The following is an 18,918-nucleotide window of genomic DNA, read 5'->3' on the forward strand; positions in this document are numbered from 1 at the left end:
GAGAATATTGAAGATAGAATTATCAGGAGAGGGGCTGTCCTCTCCGTTTTCGTACGACAGGGGACAAATATGAGAGCCTGCCCAGGCCTGTGACTTGGCGGTCCACCTGGGCAGGCTCTCCCCACAGGGCGGAGTGCACCTGTGTATGTGTATCTTACTTCCCCTGGGTCAGAACGTCCAGACCTATCTTCGCAAATATGGCACTTGCGGGCCGGACCTGCCCCTGCACTGCCCAGGCTGCGGTGGTCGAATGCGGCGGCATGGGCGGTACTGGCGCTGGGTCTTTACTGCACACCAGAAGGCATACATCCCGATTTACCGCTGGTGGTGCCCAGGGTGCCGTAAGACGTGCGCCATCTTGCCTGACTTTCTGAAACCGTACGCCCGATTCATCACGCTGGTGCGAGAAGCCGTGGTTCGCGGGCGGGTGCGGCGGGGGCTGCCCTGGAGCACCCTGGCCCGGCGACTGAGCAGCCCGACGGTCAGCTGGCTCTCGGAGAAGACGCTCAGACGCTGGCTTGTCAGGGCGAGAGCGCTGGCCGGAGAGTGGAGCCAGTACCTTGCCGAACGGGTTCTGCGCTTCTGGCCGGACACAGACCTCGATGCCCTCACCCCCCGGCGGGAAGGTCCGGACGCCACGCTCCACTTCCTGCTGGATGTGGGGGACTGGTACCGCCGTCAGATGGGGCGGCGGCCGGAGGAACACGGCGGAGTGTTTGCTGCGCTGAACCGGCTGGGTGAAGGCACGGCTTCCCTCTAGCACACCACAGAGTCTGTCCGTCGCCTTCCCGCAGGCTGGCGTGCCACAATGGCGCCAACTTGGCAAGGGAGGGACTCACCATGGACGAACAGCAGCGCGACGAGATTGCCGCTTTTCGGTGGCAGCTCATCGCACCGGTAGTGGCGGAGGATGTGACCCGGCTCGAACGGCGGCGGATTCTGCAGCAAATCGCCCGCCAGCACCACCAGATTCCGCACAGCGACAAGACCCGGGTCAGCGTTTGCACCTTGGAGCGTTGGATCGCCGCCTACCGGCAGGCCGGCTTCGACGGGCTGAAACCCAAGGTGCGGGACGACGCCCGCAAGGGCCGTGTCATCACACCGGAGATTCTGGAGCACGCCATCGCTGCCAGGCGGGAAGTGCCGGAGCGCAGCGTGCAGCAGATCATTGACACCCTGGAGAAGGCCGGCGTAGTTCCACCGGGGCTGCTCCGGCGATCCACCCTGTCGCAGCATCTGGTGCGGGCGGGCTACAGCCGCAAGGCTATGCTCAGCCGCAAGCGCAGGGCGACCTTCCGGCGCTTTGAAGCGGCCCACCGCAACGACTGCTGGCAGGGCGACGTGTGTCATCTCCTGAACCTGCCGCATCCGGACAGGCCCGACAAGACCCGCAAGGTCTACCTCATCGCCTTCATCGACGACTACAGCCGCATCGTCTACGGGCAGATGTACTGGGAGGAGAAACTGCCCCGCCTGGAGGACTGCCTGAAACGCACCATCCTGCGCTACGGTCTCCCCCGGCGTATCTACGTGGACAACGGGGCGATCTATTCCGCCCGGCACCTGGCGCGCATCTGCGGCCGGCTGGGCATCCGCCTCACCCATTCCCGGCCCTATCGGCCGCAAGGGCGAGGGAAGATCGAGCGTTTTTTCCTTACCGTACAGAAGAGCTTTCTGCCGGAGGCACAGCAACTCATCGCCGCCGGCCAGCTTGCGACCCTGGAGCAGCTCAACGAGCTGTTCTGGGCCTGGCTGGAGGTGGCGTACCACAACCGGGTGCACGGCGTGACCAAGCAGACGCCGCGGCAGCGGTTTGAGAGCGACACGGAGCCGCTGCGGCGAATTGACCCCAGTGCACTCCGTGAGGTCTTCCTCTGGGAGGAGGAGCGCGTGGTGGACCAGACGGGCTGCTTTTCGCTCTACCGCAACCAATACGAGGTCGACCCGGCCCTGGCCCGCCGGAAGGTCACGCTTCGCTACGACCCGTACGACCTCAGCCAGATCCAGGTCTGGCACGAGGGTAAGCGCTTTGCCGACGCCGTCCCGCTAAAGCTGCACCGTACCCGGCACCGGTCGGTATCCCCCGCACCCGAACCAGCTACAGCAGCACCGAAGACCGGCCTGAACTTCCTCACGCTGGCCAAGAAGCAGCATGACACCGAACGGCGGAGGCGGCTGGGTGAGACCGCCTACACCCGGCTGACGCAGCCGAAGGGGGGCCAGAACTGAGTGCTGGCCGAGTTCTTTGGCTTTCGCGTCCTGCCCTTCAGCAAGGAGATCCCGACCACCGACCTGTTTCCGTGTGCACAGCACCAGGAGCTGCTGGCCAGGCTCCAGTACTGCGTGCGCCACCGGGCGTTCGGCCTCATCACCGGTGAGGTGGGATCCGGCAAGACCACTGCGATCCGTACCCTCTACGACCTGCTGGATCGCAGCCGGAATCCGTTTGTCTACATTGCCGACTCCAAGCTCACGCCCACGGCCTTTTACCGCGACGTGCTCACCCAGCTCGGTGTCGCCGCACCCTACCACTTCCTGAGCCGAGAGGCCCGCCGGCTGTTTGAGCAGACCATCCTGGACGGCTACCGGCTGCACGGGCTGCAGCCCGTCATCGTCTTGGACGAGGCCCATCTGCTGCCGCACGCCATGCTGCAGGAGGTGCGGTTCCTGCTCAACTTCCACCTGGATTCGGCCTGTCCCATGACCTTTCTGCTGGTGGGCCAGTCCGAACTGCGCGGCATGCTCCGCCTGCGCACCTTCGAAGCCATCGCCCAGCGCGTTCAGGTGCGGTACCATCTGGGGCCGCTGAGCGAGGAAGAAAGCGTCGCGTACATCCGGCACCATCTGCGCCGGACGGGTGTCGACCACGACATCTTCTCGGAACAGGCGCTGCAGAAGATCGCCGCCGAGTCCCGCGGGCTTCCCCGGGTCATTAACACACTCTGCACCAACTGCCTGCTGGACGCCTGCTCCCGTGAACAGCGCTTTGTGGACGAGGCCAATGTCGACCGGGTTCTGTTTGAGCTGCAGGATCTGCAGACCGCCAAGGGCAGCAGCCCGTGGTAATGAAGGGATGACTCGTGCTGGCTTCACTGCGAGCGACCGTGCTGCCTCAGTTTACGGTTGAGGTCTACTTCGATTGTGAGCCGGACTGCCGGACGCACCCACGTTACGTACTCGTGCTCCGGGATGGAACGGCTGGTGCCGTCGAGCTGGAGTTCGCCAGCGCCCGAGATCTTCGTGCATTCCTCACCAGGAGCCGCCAGGCACTCACGGAGTGCCGCAGGACGGCACGGATTCACCGCAGCCCAAGAAAACGAGTCGCATCCGGAACTGTACAAGCTACACTGTTCTAGCTCAAGTTTCACGCGAACAACTCGACATTCGTGGTGTTGAAAAAGTGCATTGGTAAGAAACGGCCCGGTTCAGGGTAATCTCCGCTCCAGCCAGGGGAGTACCCCGGCTGAACACCAGCCGCAGCGTGTCACCAATACACCGTATGGTTGCCCGGCACCGGGCCGCTACCCGTACCAGGAGTCGACTCTTGGCCTCGGCCAGTTTGGACGAGGAGGTGCTCAGATAGCGCCAGGCCCAACGCACCAGGTTGAAGGCAAACAGGACGAGCTGCGTAAAGGCGGCGTTGGCCTCGTACTTGCGCAGCCGGGGTGCACCAAAGTGAAACGTTCCCTTCCACTCCTGGAATCCGGCTTCGATGGTCTGGCGTCCGTGGTAGAGTTTCACGACCTCTGTCATGGTTAGCGCCTCGGTTTGGAGCGTGGTCAGGATCACGCTGCGGACTTCCCGGCCATCCGTATTCCAGCGGCGCATGGCGACAAGCCGCACCGGATACGGTGCGAGCAGCGTTGGGCCAGGCACAGCAACGGCTTCGGAGGCAAACCGGTTCTTCTCGACTTCAACCCAGCCCTCCGCCGGCACGGCGTCGAAGAGGCGCTTGTAGGCGGGATTGCTTCCGGAGTAGGACTTGATGGTGAACTCGTATCCCAGCTCCAGCAGCCGCTGGATCACCTCCGGCGTGCCAAAGGCGCTGTCGGCTCGCAGCACGATCCGGAGGGGAGCCGGGTTCGTCTGATTGTCCTGCCTGTACTGCCGGAGCCGATGGTTCAGTTCACGGATGACCTGGACCGTCTCCTGTAACTCGGACTGCAGTTTCTGTTTCCGCCGGGCGCTGCCCTTGCCCGATACCGTCTGTAATGCCTGATGCAACTGCCGGACCCGCACCTTCTGCTGAGCCAGGCATGCTTCAACCCATTCCACCCGCCGCAGGGGGCGGCCGATCCGGGCTTCCACCCTGGGGATCAGTTCGAGCAGGCAGGCGCCAGAGCGGCTGTTGGCCTTACCGGACTTGAGAAGGCCGTCGATGGCAAAGCGCTGCTGCTTTCCAGTGAGGAAGGCGGCTGCGATCTGATAGCCGCGGGCCAGTTGCCCCTGGATGTAGCCAAAGTCGGTACCGGTGTACTGCCTGGTCTCTCCCCGGACCTTCTGGCCGGTGAGGTCGATGTCCACGATGACCATTCCGGACCGGTCTGGGCCAGCCACCGCCGCAACCTCCTGCTGAAGCAGGGGAGCCTGGATCTCCGCCAGTGCATCGGAAAGTTGTTGAACGTTTTCCTCCGTTAGTTTGCTGAAGGTCGCACAGACGGTGGAGAAGTGAGCAAAGCGTTCCTGCCCCCAGGCTTGAGCTACGGCAGGGTCGGCGACCAGCGGCTCGGGATCGAAGTTCAGGTCCTTCATGTAGCGGCAGTTGCCGAGAATGGCAACCAACGCCTCGACTACCTTGTCGACCGGCGTATGGGTGTAGGTCTTCTGATTGATCCGCAGGTGCCGGTTCAACACGTCAACCAGGTTCAGCCTTTGCGCTACCCAACCAAGAGCGACAAGAAAACCATGCCGGGTGGTGCATTTGATGGCTTGCGCAGTGACTTCGGGCGTCGTACCATGAGACTGCATCAGTCGAACCTCCACATGGTGGTTTAAGAGGGGCAAATCCCACCATGTATCATTGGTTCAGACTGATGCTTTTTCAATGGGTTTCCATTGTACGGAGTGCGGGTTATTCACGCGAAACTTGAGCTAGGCTCAGCAGGGGCGACCGGCTTGCCGGTCGCCCCCGATCCTGGCGACAAACCAACGCGTCAGTTGACGAACGACACTGTCGCCAGTCAAGTCACTGCCAAATAGCGCGGGCAACAACATGAGTCCACGACATCACTCAGGAAGTAAGCGAAATGGTCATGCGGAAGCCAGTCCTGCAGGGCAGGGGGCAGCAGCAACAGCTGATTGGGCTCATACGGTCGATACGTCTTCTTGCTCATGCTGAAGACATTGGACACCGAACCCTTTTGCTCCTACAGAACTGGCTTACTCAGACAGGCTCCTAGGAGATCGCCAGTGGCATCGAGGACTGCAACCGGACGACGCAGTACGTGGAACCATACAACGGGAGCCTGGCGAAGTGTTCCTCCGCCTCGCGGACGGGGACCGTGCAACTCCCACTGAAGTCCGGGTGGGCCTGAACCATGTCGGCCGCGGTCAAGTCCCTCTACGGCGTGAGAGCGAGTACGCCATCGATACCGGGTTGCGGAAATGGGCGAAAATGGTATACTAACCTGACGATAGAGTTCCTACGAAGATGGGCAGGGTGGTTGATGTCCAGCATGAGGCGAACGATTCTGTTGTTGGTGGTATCTGCTCTCTTGGTGGGCTGCAGCGCTCGGGCCAACCTAACGCAACTTCCGGACGCGGTCACATTTACACCGATTACGGAGGCGACCGACTTCAACATAGATGCGGAACTGGTCCTGCAGCCTCATCCTGAACTGCCCAATAGTTGGCAGGGAAGCATGACCTTCAGGTTCGTATCCTTAGTAGATGAAGATCTCCACAACGTGAGGGTCGCCATTTTCTATCCCGAACAGATGGTCGAAATGTTGCTCATTCCGGAGGAGACTTTGGTCCTTCCTCCCAGTGGCCGCCGCTTTGATGTGACTCCGGAACGACCCGAGTGGCGGTTCACACATACTGTAGCTGCATTCGACTGGGAGCAGCTAGGCGAAGTGAAGGCTGCCATCTTGAACCCAATCCGGCTACGCATCGTCTGGGACGGCGCCGAGCGGTTCCTTGAGATCCCGCCGTCGGAGATTGCAGTTCGCGAACCAAACGGGTGAGAGACTGATCAGAAAGCCCCCTGAGGGAGTGTAGAGTCGACGAGGTAGGGAGCTAGGCCCCCTACCTCGTCGCTTGTGTGCAAATAGCCTAGACGCCAACGGTGCTCCCACCTACCGTGTCAACGGCAACGTGGATTTGGGTCTTCGCCAAGTTTGGTGCAGGCAACGGTGACAAGGCGTCGTAGGATCAACCGACGATAATCCCTGCGGCGCTGACATGCACGTGCCTAAGAAGCTCGGCCAGGTCTGGTGAGGGTTGGACCAGATCCCATGCAAACCAGCGTCGGTTAGGATCTGCCTTGTACAGCGTCCAGTTGCCCTGCTCTGGGTCGAATCGGAACTGCACCATGGGAATCCGTAGCCATCGTCCGATTGACGGTACCCAGGAGGGGCGGCTTTCGTAGAGCGTGATTGAACTGCCGCGGGTGCGAAACTCCAGCCGGTAGCAAGGTTGCATACCAGGAGGTACGGCAGTCTGACAGAACCAGTAGATCAGTTGCTCCGCGTGGAGCCTGACTCCATCGGGTAGGGGCACTTCGATCCCTCCGCAGCGCACGACGATCGCGCTAGACTCCAAGACTGCCTATAACCCTGGCCCGCAGAAGCGGCAGGCTTGCCCGGCCGTACCCGAGCCGCTTCATGAACTTGATCCTGGTGATTATCCCCTCTACGGGCCCCGTGCTCCACGGCAACTCGATGGCGGCTAGAACCGCAGCCTTGTCGGCCGTCAGGGTCCTGGCAAGTCGCGTGAACGGGGGTAAACCACTGGCCATTGCATCATCCAGCCAACGGTTCAACTCGCCCACTTGGTGCTCACGGAGCATCTGGCGAAAACGCTGCAGGAGGGAGTGCGCCAGGGCAAGATCCGGGTGCAGCGCGAGGATCTGCTCCACCATCTGCCGTTGCACTTCTGTTTGATGCTCCGGCGGGCAGAGAAGTGCCCATGGCGATCAAGGGAAAAGTAATGCCGCTCCCTCCCCCTTCGTTTCGGCGCTCTCTGTGTCCCGCTGCGTCCCAAACCCATGTCAAACGGCCCTCGGCAGAGTATGCCAAGGGCCGCAGAATAACATTATCGTGTAATCGGAGTGGGCTTGGGTATCAGGTTATCGGAGGGATTCGGCAGGAGTTGCTTCACGGGTGGGACAGGCTTCGGTGCTGGACGCACGATATCCACGCGCAGGGTATAGGTGAGCGGCTGGTCGGCCACCACCTGAAGCTTGTACTCTCCCTCGGCGGTGAATGCATAGATGCGGTTGGCTCCAACATCGGCCAGAAGCCGCCCGGAAGCATCCAAGAGGTAAAGGGACACAGGGGCGTCGCTGCTCACCGTAAATCCGGCTGTATCTCCCTTCTGCGCTACAAACCGATAGCTGTGCGTCTCACCCGCACGCATCCGAACCTGATAGGTTTTGCCGAACTCCAGATCCAGGGCGGTGCTTTTCTCCACTCCCCGCGCAGGGATGGGCCGCTCAATCGGGGTGACCACAATGGGTTCCACGGCCGAATCACTGTCGTCTTGTTCGGGGACTTCAACGGATTCCGCTTCTGGGGGCGCAAGCTCTTCATCCGGCGTATCCGTATCCGGTTCAGCGATGGGGGCCGTGCTTTCCGGGTCGGCCGGAACCGTCATGACGATGCCTTCGGTCTTGTCGCCGCTGTGTGTGAAGCGCACCGAGAAGGTGTACTCTGGTCGGGTGGGATTGCCGACGAACCAGAACGCGTAGGTCCCTGCCCCTTCAAACTTCACGCTTTTCAGCGTGCCCATGGTGTCCAGAATTTTGCCCGTGCGGGCGTTCATCAGGTAGACCGTGATCGGTCCGGTACCTGACCGCTTGAAGATCAGCATATCGCCAGGCTTGGTTTCGAACTTGTAGTAGTGGCTTTCGCCCTGGCCGATGGAGTAGGTGTAGGTCTTGCCGTCTTCGAGCACCAGTGCCGTTTCCAGCGAGTAGTGCGGCACCGTGGGGGTGGGCGGTTCGGGTTCGGGCACTACTTCATCGGCCCGTGTGAAATCCGCTTTCAGGGAGTACTGCACCGGATCGCTGTAGCTGCTGACCCGGATGATGTAGCTTCCGGGTTTATCAAAGTGCTTGGACGGCCCGATGAGATCCACCAGCTTACCTGTTTCAGCATCTTGGAGGTAGAAGGTGATCTGCCCAGTGGTCGTGCGGCGGAAATCCACCTTGTCGCCCTCGTTCAAGCTGAAGCGGTAGTAGTGGTTCTGGTGCGGTTCCAGCATCTGATGATAGGTCTTGCCGTCTTCCAGTTCCACCGCATCTGCGGCGGTCAGCCCCACTTCGGTCAGGCGCGGGCGGGTGGTGATGTTGCCGACTTCGACGTGGCGGGTGTACTCTGCGGATTTCGCCCCGGCCCAGATCGAGTAGCGGGTGTTGTCCGCAAGACCGCTGATGGTGACCGTATGGCGGGTGCCAAACTGGCCGTCACTGACGCACACCTTGTTCATCCCGCTTCCCAGCGGCAGGGCGAGGTTGTCCCGTTCGGGCGCATTGGTATAGCAGATAAACCCTTCTGTGGGGACGTTTGTTGTGAACGAAATCTGGATGCTCTCTTCTGTTACCGCCGACACGGTGAGATCCGCGATGTCGATGGGGGTCATCCCGGCGGCATTCGGAACAAAGCGCTCGATACGCGGGACGCCAAGCCCCGTCGCAAAATCATACCCCGGCCCGGCGGCACACGTTTCCGAAACGCATGCGCCAAGCCCCTGTGTGATGTCGCGGAAGTTCTCGCGATACCCCTCTCCTGTGGCCAGCGCGTAGATTTCTGCCGGATGGCTGATCTTGGGCAGCCCCATCTGCGTACGGGCTTGGTTGGCGCGGGCGATAACTCCGGCGATCATCGGTGCGGCAACCGAGGTGGCCCCGGCATCAATCCAGTGGTTGGACGTGAACGTGGGTTGGCCATCGGCGTTGAGGGCGATGTCCGGAGTGGTACGGAACGGCAGATCATGGAACCCATCTTGGTAGCTGGGGCGGGCAAATACCATGCTTGGCCCTCCGGCCGAACCTACCAAATGGCCCGGTTCATAGGTTGACCACGCCCGTTCACTCTCTGGGTTCCACGGCGTGAACGAACGATCTTCCTGCTTGAACGTGGTGCCACCGACCGCCAGCACATTGGGGTGGGTGGACGGGAATTCCAGGCGATCTCCCCAGTCACCGGAAGCAGCCACGATCAGGGTTTTGGCCCGATCCAGCACCTCGCTGTATTCCCGGAGGAACTCCTCGCCAAGGTAAGGATTGGTGAGGATGTTCTCCTCACTGGTCGAGAAACTCAGCGAAATCACCGAAAGAACGTCGTCTTCTAGAGCACGGCGGAGCGTGTAGAAAAGGTCAAAGACATCCGGGGTTTCACCCAGATATAGCCGGATGTTGGCACCCGGAGCCATCTTGTGGGCCGCTTGGACATCCAGGGCCATCTCATAGTAGATCGAACATGACCCTGCAAACAGCGGCGGCTTGCGCGGGTCGGATTCCACCAGTTTCACTTCAAAACAAGGCCAGGGACCGTTTTCGATGGTGCAGGGTTCCGTCCCCGGCAGGCCGTACATGGGGGCCAGATCCAGCACCTCAATGGCCTTGGCCAGATCCGCCTTGGCATCCTCAGCATAATCGTGGTAGATCCCGATGATGCCGATGGTCTGGCCGTATCCGTTCAGCTCGGGGAGTTGTGATGCCCCATAGATGCGGGGAACTACCTGGGCAAACGCCGGGTTGTTGGGTTCCCAGTAACCGTTGGTCGGAGCCGGTTTCGGCCCAGCCAGTGTCGGGGTGCCGCTGACCGCCAGCATCACGGCCGCGGTCAGGGCTGCCAGAAAGCGCCGTACACTCACCACAATCGTCCTCCTTTTTCTTCGGATTTTAGAGTTCGTGGTGACAGCGGAAGACTCTTCGCTTCTGTGATTCCACCCCCATTCCGTCTTGGCCTTATGTGGTTGCAAACCGTAGTTATTATAACACAAATTATTACAAATATTGAGACAATTTGGTCGAATTGGCGGAATTTTTTACCTCCATCTCCCTCCCAAGACCACAGAGCTATATATGGCCATCACGGGTGCCGGGTTCTTGGGAGAAAACGGAACGAAAGGAGGGGTTGACATGCGCTATAATCTGGTCGTCATCGACACGGAAACAACAGGACTGGAGTATGACCAACACCGCATCATTCAGATCGGGGTCGTAGCCATCAAAGAACAACGCATTGTAAAGACATGGGAATCAAAGCTTCGCCTCATTGACGGAGAAGTGTCGGCGTATGCCATGCAGGTCAACAGGCTGGATCCCTCTGACATGCGTTCAGAGAAATACCCTCACCCCAAAGCGGTGCTTCGCAAACTTCAGGAAGAATTTCTTCGGCCCGGCGTTCTGCTCGGCGCACACAACCTGTCTTTTGATCTGGGCTTTCTTCAGGCCGAGTTTGCGCGCCACGGTCTGCCCCAATGGCAGGGGAATTTTGTCGATTCCATGGCCCTGGGCCGTGCATTGCTTCCCGATCTTTCGGCCAGTTTGGAAAGCCTTGCCCGGCATTTCCGGGTGGAACTGACCCAGCACCACGACGCACTGGCCGATGCGGTGGCAACGGCCCACGTGCTTCTTCACCTGCTGGATCTGGCCCAGCAACGGGGGCTGGATCCGCTAAACCTCCTCATCGAGCGGCAAGGCCGTCCCATCCGCTACCGCCCGGACAACGCCCGTGTGGTGACGCAGGAAGAGATCTTGGCAGAGCTAGCCAAGATTCAACAGCAAAGGGCCGCTGCGACTGACACCGCATCGGCCCGATCTGCTTCGTCAGGCGGGTTGTTCAGTGCTTTACGCGCCGCCGTCAGGGAAACGGTACAGAAGATGGCCGCGCCGAAGTACCCGCTTCTGCCCTCGCCGCGGGAGGCCCTCGCCTATGCTCGTGATCACCAGTCCGGTTCCCGCTTTGTGGTGCGCGGCGTAAGCGGCCGAGATGTCGAGGTGGTGGTGAAGTACCATCCGATTCGCAGTTCCCATCCGCAGCACCGCCACAAGCTTCAGCGCTATCAAATCTTCTATCGGCACAAGGGCCAGCTTTACCCATACGCCAATGCGCACACGGAAAAACACCAGATGGACGGCCGCACCCTCTATCTTTGGGAGTACCACGATGCCTATCAGGCCCTCAGTGAGGCCGCACTGCGCCAGTGGCTCACCAAGGTGCTGGCCGGCGCGTCGCAAAGCATCGTCGGCTGAGGTCAGTAGGTGCTGATCTGACCTCTGGTCTTCTGCCTCTTGCGGGTGACAGATGCCGATCGGTTCCGCCAGACCATGACGACAGGCATCGGGGCCAGTCGGGCCTACGGGTGCGGCTTGCTGTCCGTGGCCAGGTGTGCGGTCGAGCACGCGGGATAGCGGCTTTGGTCGTGAATCGTGTGCATCGGTGCTCACGAGCAGCGGGGAAATGTGAAACAGTCTCGAGTGATACCGTTGCACAGTCCAACGACAAGTTCAGGCTGACCGTCTACATCAGCCAAATCGTCTACAAGGCGCTACGGCAGGAGGTTATCAGCCGCGGCGCCTCGACTTCAACAACATAGATCACGTCATTGATTGGGTGTTTGAGAAATGTGATTGGCCAAGCAAGAACGAAGAAAGGCGGCACGGGTTGCCGCCGCTACCATCAAAGGAGGATGAGCGGGATGAGTGATCGTTACATCCGCATCACCGGCGACCTGCGCGTGCCCCCTTCCGTGGATGCTGATGCCGTGGCCGACGCCTTGGTGGAAATGGCAGAGAGCCGCGGTTGGGGTTTCAACGGGGCGGCGCATGAGTTGACCAGCGAGGAGTTGGCGGGCTCGCCGCCGGTGGATGAGAAAGGAGGGAAGCGCAGATGAGCAGGAATCTACGTCCCATCTCCACCCAGAAGGTGATCGCCATTCTGAAAAAGGCAGGACACACGCAGGGAAAAGGTGACTACATAACTACGTGGGTAAACGGCTTCAACGCTCACAAGACATGGCATCCCGAATACGGCCCCGTTGTGATCGTCACGCACCGCGACGAGCGCGGCAACTACGGTAAGTTCTACGACGATTCTGCGGAGTACCAGCCACGCCTTCCTCTGCGTCGGGATTAAGGAGACCGGCGAAGATGACCTCTGAGGTTGATGGATGAGGAGGGCGATGATGGCTAAGCGCACTATGCATTCGCATCACGGCGATTCTGAGAATGCGTTCTTCTCGTTGCTCGAAACACTCTCGAGGTTCCACGATGACTACGAACGCCTTCTAACTGTGGAAGAACCTATCGTCGTCGAGGGGCGTGTAATCGCTGAAGAACACGCGGATGACGAATTGACCGCGTTGAAGGAGGCCAGTGCGGAGTCCGGCAAGCCCACTGAGGTCAAGCCCCAGACGTTGCCAGATGGCCGCCCTGAGCGTGGACTTGGTTTCGGCGTTTAGAGAAAAGGGGGAGTCTGAGGGGGCAGTAATCCCCCTCAATTTATTGAGGGGATACACGGACCCCCTCAGAACTTTTCAATCACGACAGACGTCTCTATTATCGAGGTGACCACACAAATTCCCTGGAGCATTTCCTTTAGGGCTTCGCCACCTTCCCCGCCAATACCGCAAGCACCGCGGTCTCTACACCTGTAACTGCGGCTGGCACGTTCATGCTGACGTCAATGGCTCTGCAAATATCTTCCAGACCGCTTTCAACGTATCTCCCTGCAAACGGAGTAGTGGGTGTGTGGCGCACCCCGTGGTCTTGCCAATCCGACTCGGTTGGCATACGGTCCACGAACAAAGGTCTCAGACTACTCAAGTAGCCTGAGATGCCCCCGACTTCCAGTCGGGGGAGTCGTCACCCTTGTCCTCCTCTGCGGTCGGAGGGGCCAGCCTCGTGAAGACGGCATTCTCCACCTGCAGCCCAAACTCGCCCCATAGCTCGGCGGCCGCCTTCGCAAACTTGGGGTCCAGGTCGATACCCTTCGCCCATTCGATTCGACCTTTTACTCGCCATGGACTCCCGAACTGCAGGTGTTACGGGTCAACATGGACTACAAATCGCGTCATGCATTCAGCCAGATGCGGGTGGGCATCAGCCAACCGGCGATCGAATGCAAAGAACCTGACGGAGAACGGAACGCCCTCAAACGATCTGCCGTCAGCAGCGATGGCTTGCTCTACTGTGAGAGTGACCCACCCGATCCCAGTGGCGAGATCTGTCCGCTCATCGGGAAGCAAGCGAAGACTGTGTCTGGACTCCAGCGCTGTTCCGTACTCATACTCGGCAATCTGCCAGGCTTCAGGTTCGACCCGAACCTTTACCGTGGAGGGGTCCACCGGTCCCGGAAAATCAATGTCCACCACCATCGGCATGGCAAAGAGAGCAGCGGTCCATCCGGGCTTTACCTTCCAGAGTCCGTGACCCTGAGTCTTGAGAAACGAGACCGTGATCCCAGAGTTGTCGTCAGGCGTGACGCAGATTTCCTCGGGGCTTGGTACGTCGATTGGTTGTGACTGAGATGGAGATGATTCTATGAAGATTAGGGGCATTTCGGCTGTGCTGGGTGTGCTGATGGTGGTTCAACTTCTGGTAGTTCCGGCCTATGGCGCAGAAGTGCAGGATAGCAGCGCACGCTTGTACACTACCGAAGATCGCCTACATTCCGGTTCGGGCACTGCTATCTCCGCACGCGACCCGTTGGTGCAGGTTAATCCCGGCGGGATTGCGTTGGAAGGCTCGATCACTATTGATGGGCTCGAAGTTCCCTATCGGATTACGGGCAACATCACACGCAGTGCCGTGAACACTGACCGGTTGGTGGTCGAGGCGACTGACACACTCGACAACTATGAGGTTGTTTTTCTGGCACTGGAGCAGGGTGAGGCTGTTGCTCCATTCTTCACCGATAGTGCGCCCGAAACTGTGGCAATGCTCCGGCTCTATATGCGTGACAAGCGTACGGATACATTTGTCGTGCAGGAGTTGTCCAGCCCATTGATCACTAAAGCGATCAAGGAAGCATGGAGGTTCTCAGCTGACGCCCCAGTCAACACTGTTGAGGCAGAACTCTGGCACGCAAAGGTCTATGAACCGGTTACCGTTGAAGAGATAGACGTTACTCCGGTGCAGGCGACGAACTTCAGGACCTACGATAGGACAATCCTGTACCGTGTGACCTATCAGATAAGCGGAAAGACTGTCTATGAGGATTTTAGGGTTCGCCATTACCTGCAGTGCCCTACCGTCATCACAATTCAAGAAGAGTGCGGAGCAGTCCTTGAAATCGTGGAGGATCGATCGTGGTCTCCCAACGACCCAAACTTCGGTGGCCCTGCAACCTTCACGGAAATGCGAGAAGCCGAGATCAACTTCGCGACCGACGCGGGTGACTACATCCAGTCCGCATACTGGGGGGGAGCGTGGAAAAACAAGGGATCAGTGAACTTCTCCGTACGTCTCGGTTACAGTTTCAAGCTCCCGCTGCTTCCTCTCAGCCTATCGTTCTCTACCGGTTACAAGTCTTCGGAACAGGTTGCTTCCGAGGGAAGTAAGCGGTACACGGTCCCGAACTCGAACGGAGAGTACGTAAGGAATCACGGGATCGCTTACCCAACAACGGCGATTCTGAACGACGCTGACTATGGACATAACATTTGGGCAGAGGTGCTTGTTGGCCATTACACGCAACCTGGTCAGAAGCAACTGATGGCCGGTTGGAAGTATACTTTGATCAACATGGGTAACACCACTTGGGCGAGCACGGAGACGGTAACCGGGTCCGTAGTTTATAGTAACTACTAGGAGGAGGTGGTCACAATTCGGGTTTTGGCGGCTCTGCTCATTGTCGGCTCTTTGCTCCTGACCGCCTGTGACTACGGAGGCGAAGCCTATCCAACACAACTAAACGAACTGGTGCAGATGACCAACGACCTATCAGAGTCCATCGCCGTTTTGCTCCAAGCAGATTTAGTCACGACCGCAGAAGCTTCGTCAACCAAGAGGCTGGTCACAGGACTTCAAAGCCAAGTTCACGATGCGGTCAAGGCACTTGAGAAAGAGAAGATCTCTGTAAGCCTCTTCTGGCTCAACAACATGTTGGAGCAACTGGACTTGGTTGTGACTGCCGTGCATGCGCGGACATCCCAGGGCGGTGATGTACTGACGCCTGATGAGAGGACTGCGCTCTCCAACGGGCTCTCGTTACTCAGCGAAATGGGGCGCACAGCTCTCGACCTTCAGGGCGAGGAGATGACGGCTTCCAGGCGCCTGTCGGAAACACTGCGCGCGTGGGATGAACTGGCTTCAGATATGCCAAGCCTGTACTGACGGTGATGTACCCCTTCAATCACGTCACAGGATCAGTGTGAGAGGAGGCAGCGATCCTGCCTCCTCTCATTCGATCACACCACATCCCGCTGCAGAAAGGGACCCTCGGCCCGCTACCGCGCACTGCCCAGGGTACGAGTCCCGCCGCAAGGTTTCAGCGGCAGCAGCGACGGCGTTCCGGGACTCTGCCGGTGCGTTCCCAACGTCCCGGGAACAGTATCTGCTAGGAGCCTGTCTGAGTAAGCCAGTTCTGTAGGAGCAAAAGGGTTCGGTGTCCAATGTCTTCAGCGTGACCAAGAAGACGTATCGACCGTATGAGCCCAATCAGCTGTTGCTGCTGCCCCCTGCCCTGCAGGACTGGCTTCCGCATGACCATTTCACTTACTTCCTGAGTGATGTCGTGGACTCACTTGATTTAAGCCAAATCGAACAGACGTACGAGCGAGAGCTACGAGGTTACCCACCGTACCATCCGCGGATGATGGTCAAGGTGCTGCTGTACGCCTACTGCAACGGCGTCTACTCCTCTCGCAAGATCGAACGCCGGCTGCAGGAGGACGTAGCCTTCCGCGTCCTTGCGGCCAACAACCAGCCCGACTTCCGGACGATCAGCGATTTCCGGAAGCGGCATCTAAAGGCCCTCTCCGACCTGTTCCTGCAAGTGGTCAAGATCTGCAAGAAGGCCGGGCTGGTTCGCCTGGGTCATGTGGCCTTGGATGGCACCAAGATCAAGGCCAACGCCTCCAAGCACAAGGCGATGAGCTGACAGCCGGATGGTGGAGGAAGAACAACGCCTGAAGGCGGAGATCGCAGAGTTGCTCCAGAAAGCCGAGCAAGCTGACCAGGCCGAGGATCACCGCTTCGGCCCACATCGTCGTGGGGATGAACTGCCCGAAGAACTCCGCTTCCGTGAGCGGCGGCTGGCCAAGATTCAAGAAGCCAAGGCTGCTCTGGAAGCCGAAGTGCGCCTGAGGGCCGGCGCTGACGAACATGAGCCTCCCGAGGAGCCGGGACCCAAGGGGCCCAAGGGCGGTCGTCGGCGGAAGCGGCCGAAGGCAGAACCCGCACCAACAGCGCAGCGCAACTTTACGGATCCCGATTCCCGGATCATGAAAGGCTCTGATAAGCAGTTCATCCAGGGGTACAACGCCCAGGCCGTCGTCGATGCCGATACGCAGATTGTCGTCGCTGCTGCCGTAACAAACCAGGCGGCAGATGCTCCGCACTTGATCCCCATGATGGAGCAGGTCGAAACCAATGTCGATGAGATGCCGGAGGAGGTTTCTGCCGATGCAGGGTACTTCAGTGAGCAAAACGTTCAGTGGCTCTTGCAGCGGCGAATCAATCCCTACATTCCTCCGGAGAAGCAGCGGCACAGCGAACGTCGCCGTGCGAAATCACCACGCGGCCCGATTCCCAAGGGAGCAACGCTTCGGGATCGGATGCGGCGGAAACTGCAGCTAAAGCGACACGCCGAGCGCTACCGAAAGCGAGAGCAGAGCATTGAGCCGGTCTTCGGGCAGATCAAGGAGGCTCGTGGTTTCCGGCAGTTCCATCTCCGTGGACTGGAAGCAGTCAACGGGGAATGGCTTCTTGTGTGCCTTTGCCACAATCTCTTGAAGCTCTACGCCTTCAGCCAGGCCGCATAGGCCCGAAATCTGCCTTCAGACAGCGCATGAAGAAGTAGGCACGATCGTTGATATCCAATCATTGGGAGTCTGCCCCTATCTCACGTGCGGTTACCCGGACAGGCTCCTAGTTTGCTACGCGTACCACTGCAGCTGTAGTTACCTTCTGGGGCAAGGTTGATCTGAGGAGATGCAGAGGGCAAGGGGAGAGGAGAGGGTGCGCGACGGTCGCCGCCGCGGACGCCAGGGAGGACGAGCGACGCCCCGGTCACCGTGAGGGTGACCGGGGCCGAGTGTCGGGTGTTGTTGCCCGGATTATTTGTCAACATGTGCTGAGCATCGTGCGCTTGTGTAGGACAGAGAATATTGAAGATAGAATTATCAGGAGAGGGGCTGTCCTCTCCGTTTTCGTACGACAGGGGACAAATATGAGAGCCTGCCCAGGCCTGTGACTTGGCGGTCCACCTGGGCAGGCTCTCCCCACAGGGCGGAGTGCACCTGTGTATGTGTATCTTACTTCCCCTGGGTCAGAACGTCCAGACCTATCTTCGCAAATATGGCACTTGCGGGCCGGACCTGCCCCTGCACTGCCCAGGTTGCGGTGATCGAATGCGGCGGCATGGGCGGTACTGGCGCTGGGTCTTTACTGCGCACCAGAAGGCGTACATCCCGATCTACCGCTGGTGGTGTCCAGGGTGCCGTAAGACGTGCGCCATCTTGCCTGACTTTCTGAAACCGTACGCCCGATTCATCACGCTGGTGCGAGAAGCCGTGGTTCGCGGGCGGGTGCGGCGGGGGCTGCCCTGGAGCACCCTGGCCCGGCGACTGAGCAGCCCGACGGTCAGCTGGCTCTCGGAGAAGAGGGGGTGTCGCGAAACTCATGCAATGAAGCGTGAGAGCTTGCGTGAACAAGAACCACGCAAACGGTTTGCGTAGAGAATGGATGAGAAGGCGAGAATCCGCCAGAACACCCAATCCGACACGCCTCTCAAACCCCGAATCCATCCCGGAATCTGTCCGACCTGGAACGGATTGGACAGGTCCTTCAGTTGCGCGTTCACCGATTCGATCAGCGACCGGTGCTTGCCATAAATCCTCCGTGCCAGGTCGGTTTTCCAGAACTCCAGCGCCGCTTTCCGATAAGGCCCCTACGCCCGCACTTCTTCCCCCTCCGGCGTGCCCCGCCGGTTGGGAGCGCACAGGAAGTGCCCGCAACACACATCCGCCCAGAACTTGTACAGGTTCTCGCTGTCGTAGGCGCTATCTCCCACCCCGTAGGTCAACTCGGCCTTTTGCTTCTGGTCCGCCAGCTTGACCACCTCAGCAAAGAGCGAGACTGCAGGCCTCATCTCATGGATGGCGGCCGGGGTGACCCGGAAGGCCAACGGGAAACCGGTCCGGCTGATGACCAGGTGCAACTTGTAGCCAAAGAACTTTCCCTTCGAGGTCGCTCCCCAGGTTGCGTCCGGGTCCTTCCTCCGGAGGGGTACGGGTAAGTCCGTCATGTCGATGGTCAAGACCCGAAGGTCTCCTTGCCGCAGGGAGCGCCGGCGCAGCTTGCGCCAGAGGCGGGTCCGCAGCCGCCGGACGTCATCGCCGTGCAGGCGGCGGCAGACCACAGACAGATGCGGCACCTGCTCCCAGCCAAGGGCCTTACGGAGCCATGCTCCCGCTTCCTGTTCCGCATAGTTGAGCGTTTTGCGCAGCGACCAGCCCAGCAAATCCGCTGCAATTCGGAACAGGAGCAGCGAGGGGGTCGAGTACAAGCGCGGGCGCCCGGTCTTG

At 59.7% G+C, this 18,918-nt stretch carries 16 protein-coding genes and 2 pseudogenes; 13 read left to right on the top strand and 5 right to left on the bottom strand.

Annotation, left to right across the window (positions count from 1 at the left end):
* Positions 1-145 precede the first annotated feature (145 nt).
* The 3 genes from STH_RS11290 to STH_RS11300 all read left to right on the top strand — a co-directional run bounded on the left by STH_RS11290 (position 146) and on the right by STH_RS11300 (position 3,066).
* Entirely contained in the window at positions 146-760 is a 615-nt protein-coding gene (locus STH_RS11290) for a DUF6431 domain-containing protein (protein WP_011196840.1), read from the top strand.
* An 80-nt stretch (positions 761-840) separates the two neighbouring features.
* A complete protein-coding gene (locus STH_RS11295; RefSeq protein WP_043713948.1) occupies positions 841-2,229 on the top strand; it encodes a DDE-type integrase/transposase/recombinase in 1,389 nt (462 codons plus the stop codon).
* Positions 2,230-3,066, top strand: coding sequence for an ExeA family protein (locus STH_RS11300; protein WP_011196390.1), 837 nt, complete (start codon positions 2,230-2,232; stop codon positions 3,064-3,066).
* Between the two features lie 291 nt (positions 3,067-3,357).
* Here STH_RS11300 and STH_RS11305 read toward each other — a convergent pair whose 3' ends face one another.
* Entirely contained in the window at positions 3,358-4,968 is a 1,611-nt protein-coding gene (locus STH_RS11305) for a transposase (protein ID WP_043713086.1), read from the bottom strand.
* 698 nt (positions 4,969-5,666) lie between these two features.
* Here STH_RS11305 and STH_RS11310 point away from each other — a divergent pair.
* Positions 5,667-6,185, top strand: a complete 519-nt coding sequence (locus STH_RS11310; RefSeq protein WP_011196391.1) for a hypothetical protein — start codon at positions 5,667-5,669, stop codon at positions 6,183-6,185.
* 187 nt (positions 6,186-6,372) lie between these two features.
* Here the strand turns inward: STH_RS11310 and STH_RS19970 are convergent, their stop codons facing one another.
* From STH_RS19970 to STH_RS11320, 3 genes and pseudogenes are all read right to left on the bottom strand, one after another.
* Positions 6,373-6,642 carry a DUF3024 domain-containing protein gene (locus tag STH_RS19970; RefSeq protein ID WP_420834792.1) on the bottom strand — a complete coding sequence of 90 codons (270 nt, stop codon included), beginning with the start codon at positions 6,640-6,642 and terminating at the stop codon, positions 6,373-6,375.
* A gap of 109 nt (positions 6,643-6,751) precedes the next feature.
* Positions 6,752-7,117, bottom strand: a pseudogene (locus STH_RS11315) (ISL3 family transposase); the annotation flags it as partial.
* Between the two features lie 137 nt (positions 7,118-7,254).
* Entirely contained in the window at positions 7,255-10,038 is a 2,784-nt protein-coding gene (locus STH_RS11320) for a S53 family peptidase (protein ID WP_148205567.1), read from the bottom strand.
* Between the two features lie 268 nt (positions 10,039-10,306).
* Between STH_RS11320 and STH_RS11325 the strand changes: the two genes are divergently transcribed.
* The 9 genes and pseudogenes from STH_RS11325 (at position 10,307) to STH_RS19455 (ending at position 18,069) form a co-directional block, all read left to right on the top strand.
* The gene (locus tag STH_RS11325) at positions 10,307-11,422 is read left to right on the top strand and encodes a 3'-5' exonuclease (protein WP_043713950.1); all 1,116 of its coding nucleotides are present in this window, start codon (positions 10,307-10,309) and stop codon (positions 11,420-11,422) included.
* Between the two features lie 45 nt (positions 11,423-11,467).
* The gene (locus STH_RS19975; RefSeq protein WP_197525167.1) at positions 11,468-11,581 is read left to right on the top strand and encodes a type I-E CRISPR-associated protein Cas6/Cse3/CasE; all 114 of its coding nucleotides are present in this window, start codon (positions 11,468-11,470) and stop codon (positions 11,579-11,581) included.
* Between the two features lie 287 nt (positions 11,582-11,868).
* Positions 11,869-12,063, top strand: coding sequence for a hypothetical protein (locus STH_RS11330; protein ID WP_043713951.1), 195 nt, complete (start codon positions 11,869-11,871; stop codon positions 12,061-12,063).
* Positions 12,060-12,305, top strand: a complete 246-nt coding sequence (locus tag STH_RS11335; RefSeq protein WP_043713952.1) for a hypothetical protein — start codon at positions 12,060-12,062, stop codon at positions 12,303-12,305. Before STH_RS11330 ends, STH_RS11335 begins: the two co-directional genes overlap by 4 nt.
* A gap of 49 nt (positions 12,306-12,354) precedes the next feature.
* Positions 12,355-12,630 (top strand): hypothetical protein, encoded by a 276-nt coding sequence (locus tag STH_RS11340; RefSeq protein WP_148205568.1) that lies wholly within the window; start codon positions 12,355-12,357, stop codon positions 12,628-12,630.
* A 1,081-nt stretch (positions 12,631-13,711) separates the two neighbouring features.
* Positions 13,712-14,980 carry a hypothetical protein gene (locus STH_RS18485; RefSeq protein ID WP_011196396.1) on the top strand — a complete coding sequence of 423 codons (1,269 nt, stop codon included), beginning with the start codon at positions 13,712-13,714 and terminating at the stop codon, positions 14,978-14,980.
* 6 nt (positions 14,981-14,986) lie between these two features.
* On the top strand, positions 14,987-15,505 hold the full coding sequence (locus tag STH_RS11345) for a hypothetical protein (protein ID WP_011196397.1): 519 nt from the start codon (positions 14,987-14,989) through the stop codon (positions 15,503-15,505).
* Positions 15,506-15,794: 289 nt separating this feature from the next.
* Positions 15,795-17,154, top strand: a pseudogene (locus STH_RS11350) (IS1182-like element ISSyth1 family transposase).
* Between the two features lie 483 nt (positions 17,155-17,637).
* Positions 17,638-18,069 carry a DUF6431 domain-containing protein gene (locus STH_RS19455; protein ID WP_011196400.1) on the top strand — a complete coding sequence of 144 codons (432 nt, stop codon included), beginning with the start codon at positions 17,638-17,640 and terminating at the stop codon, positions 18,067-18,069.
* 212 nt (positions 18,070-18,281) lie between these two features.
* Here the strand turns inward: STH_RS19455 and STH_RS11355 are convergent, their stop codons facing one another.
* Positions 18,282-18,899, bottom strand: a complete 618-nt coding sequence (locus tag STH_RS11355; RefSeq protein ID WP_242654535.1) for a transposase — start codon at positions 18,897-18,899, stop codon at positions 18,282-18,284.
* Positions 18,900-18,918 lie beyond the last annotated feature (19 nt).

The organism is Symbiobacterium thermophilum IAM 14863, from assembly GCF_000009905.1.
In the GTDB taxonomy this organism is placed as follows: domain Bacteria; phylum Bacillota; class Sulfobacillia; order Symbiobacteriales; family Symbiobacteriaceae; genus Symbiobacterium; species Symbiobacterium thermophilum.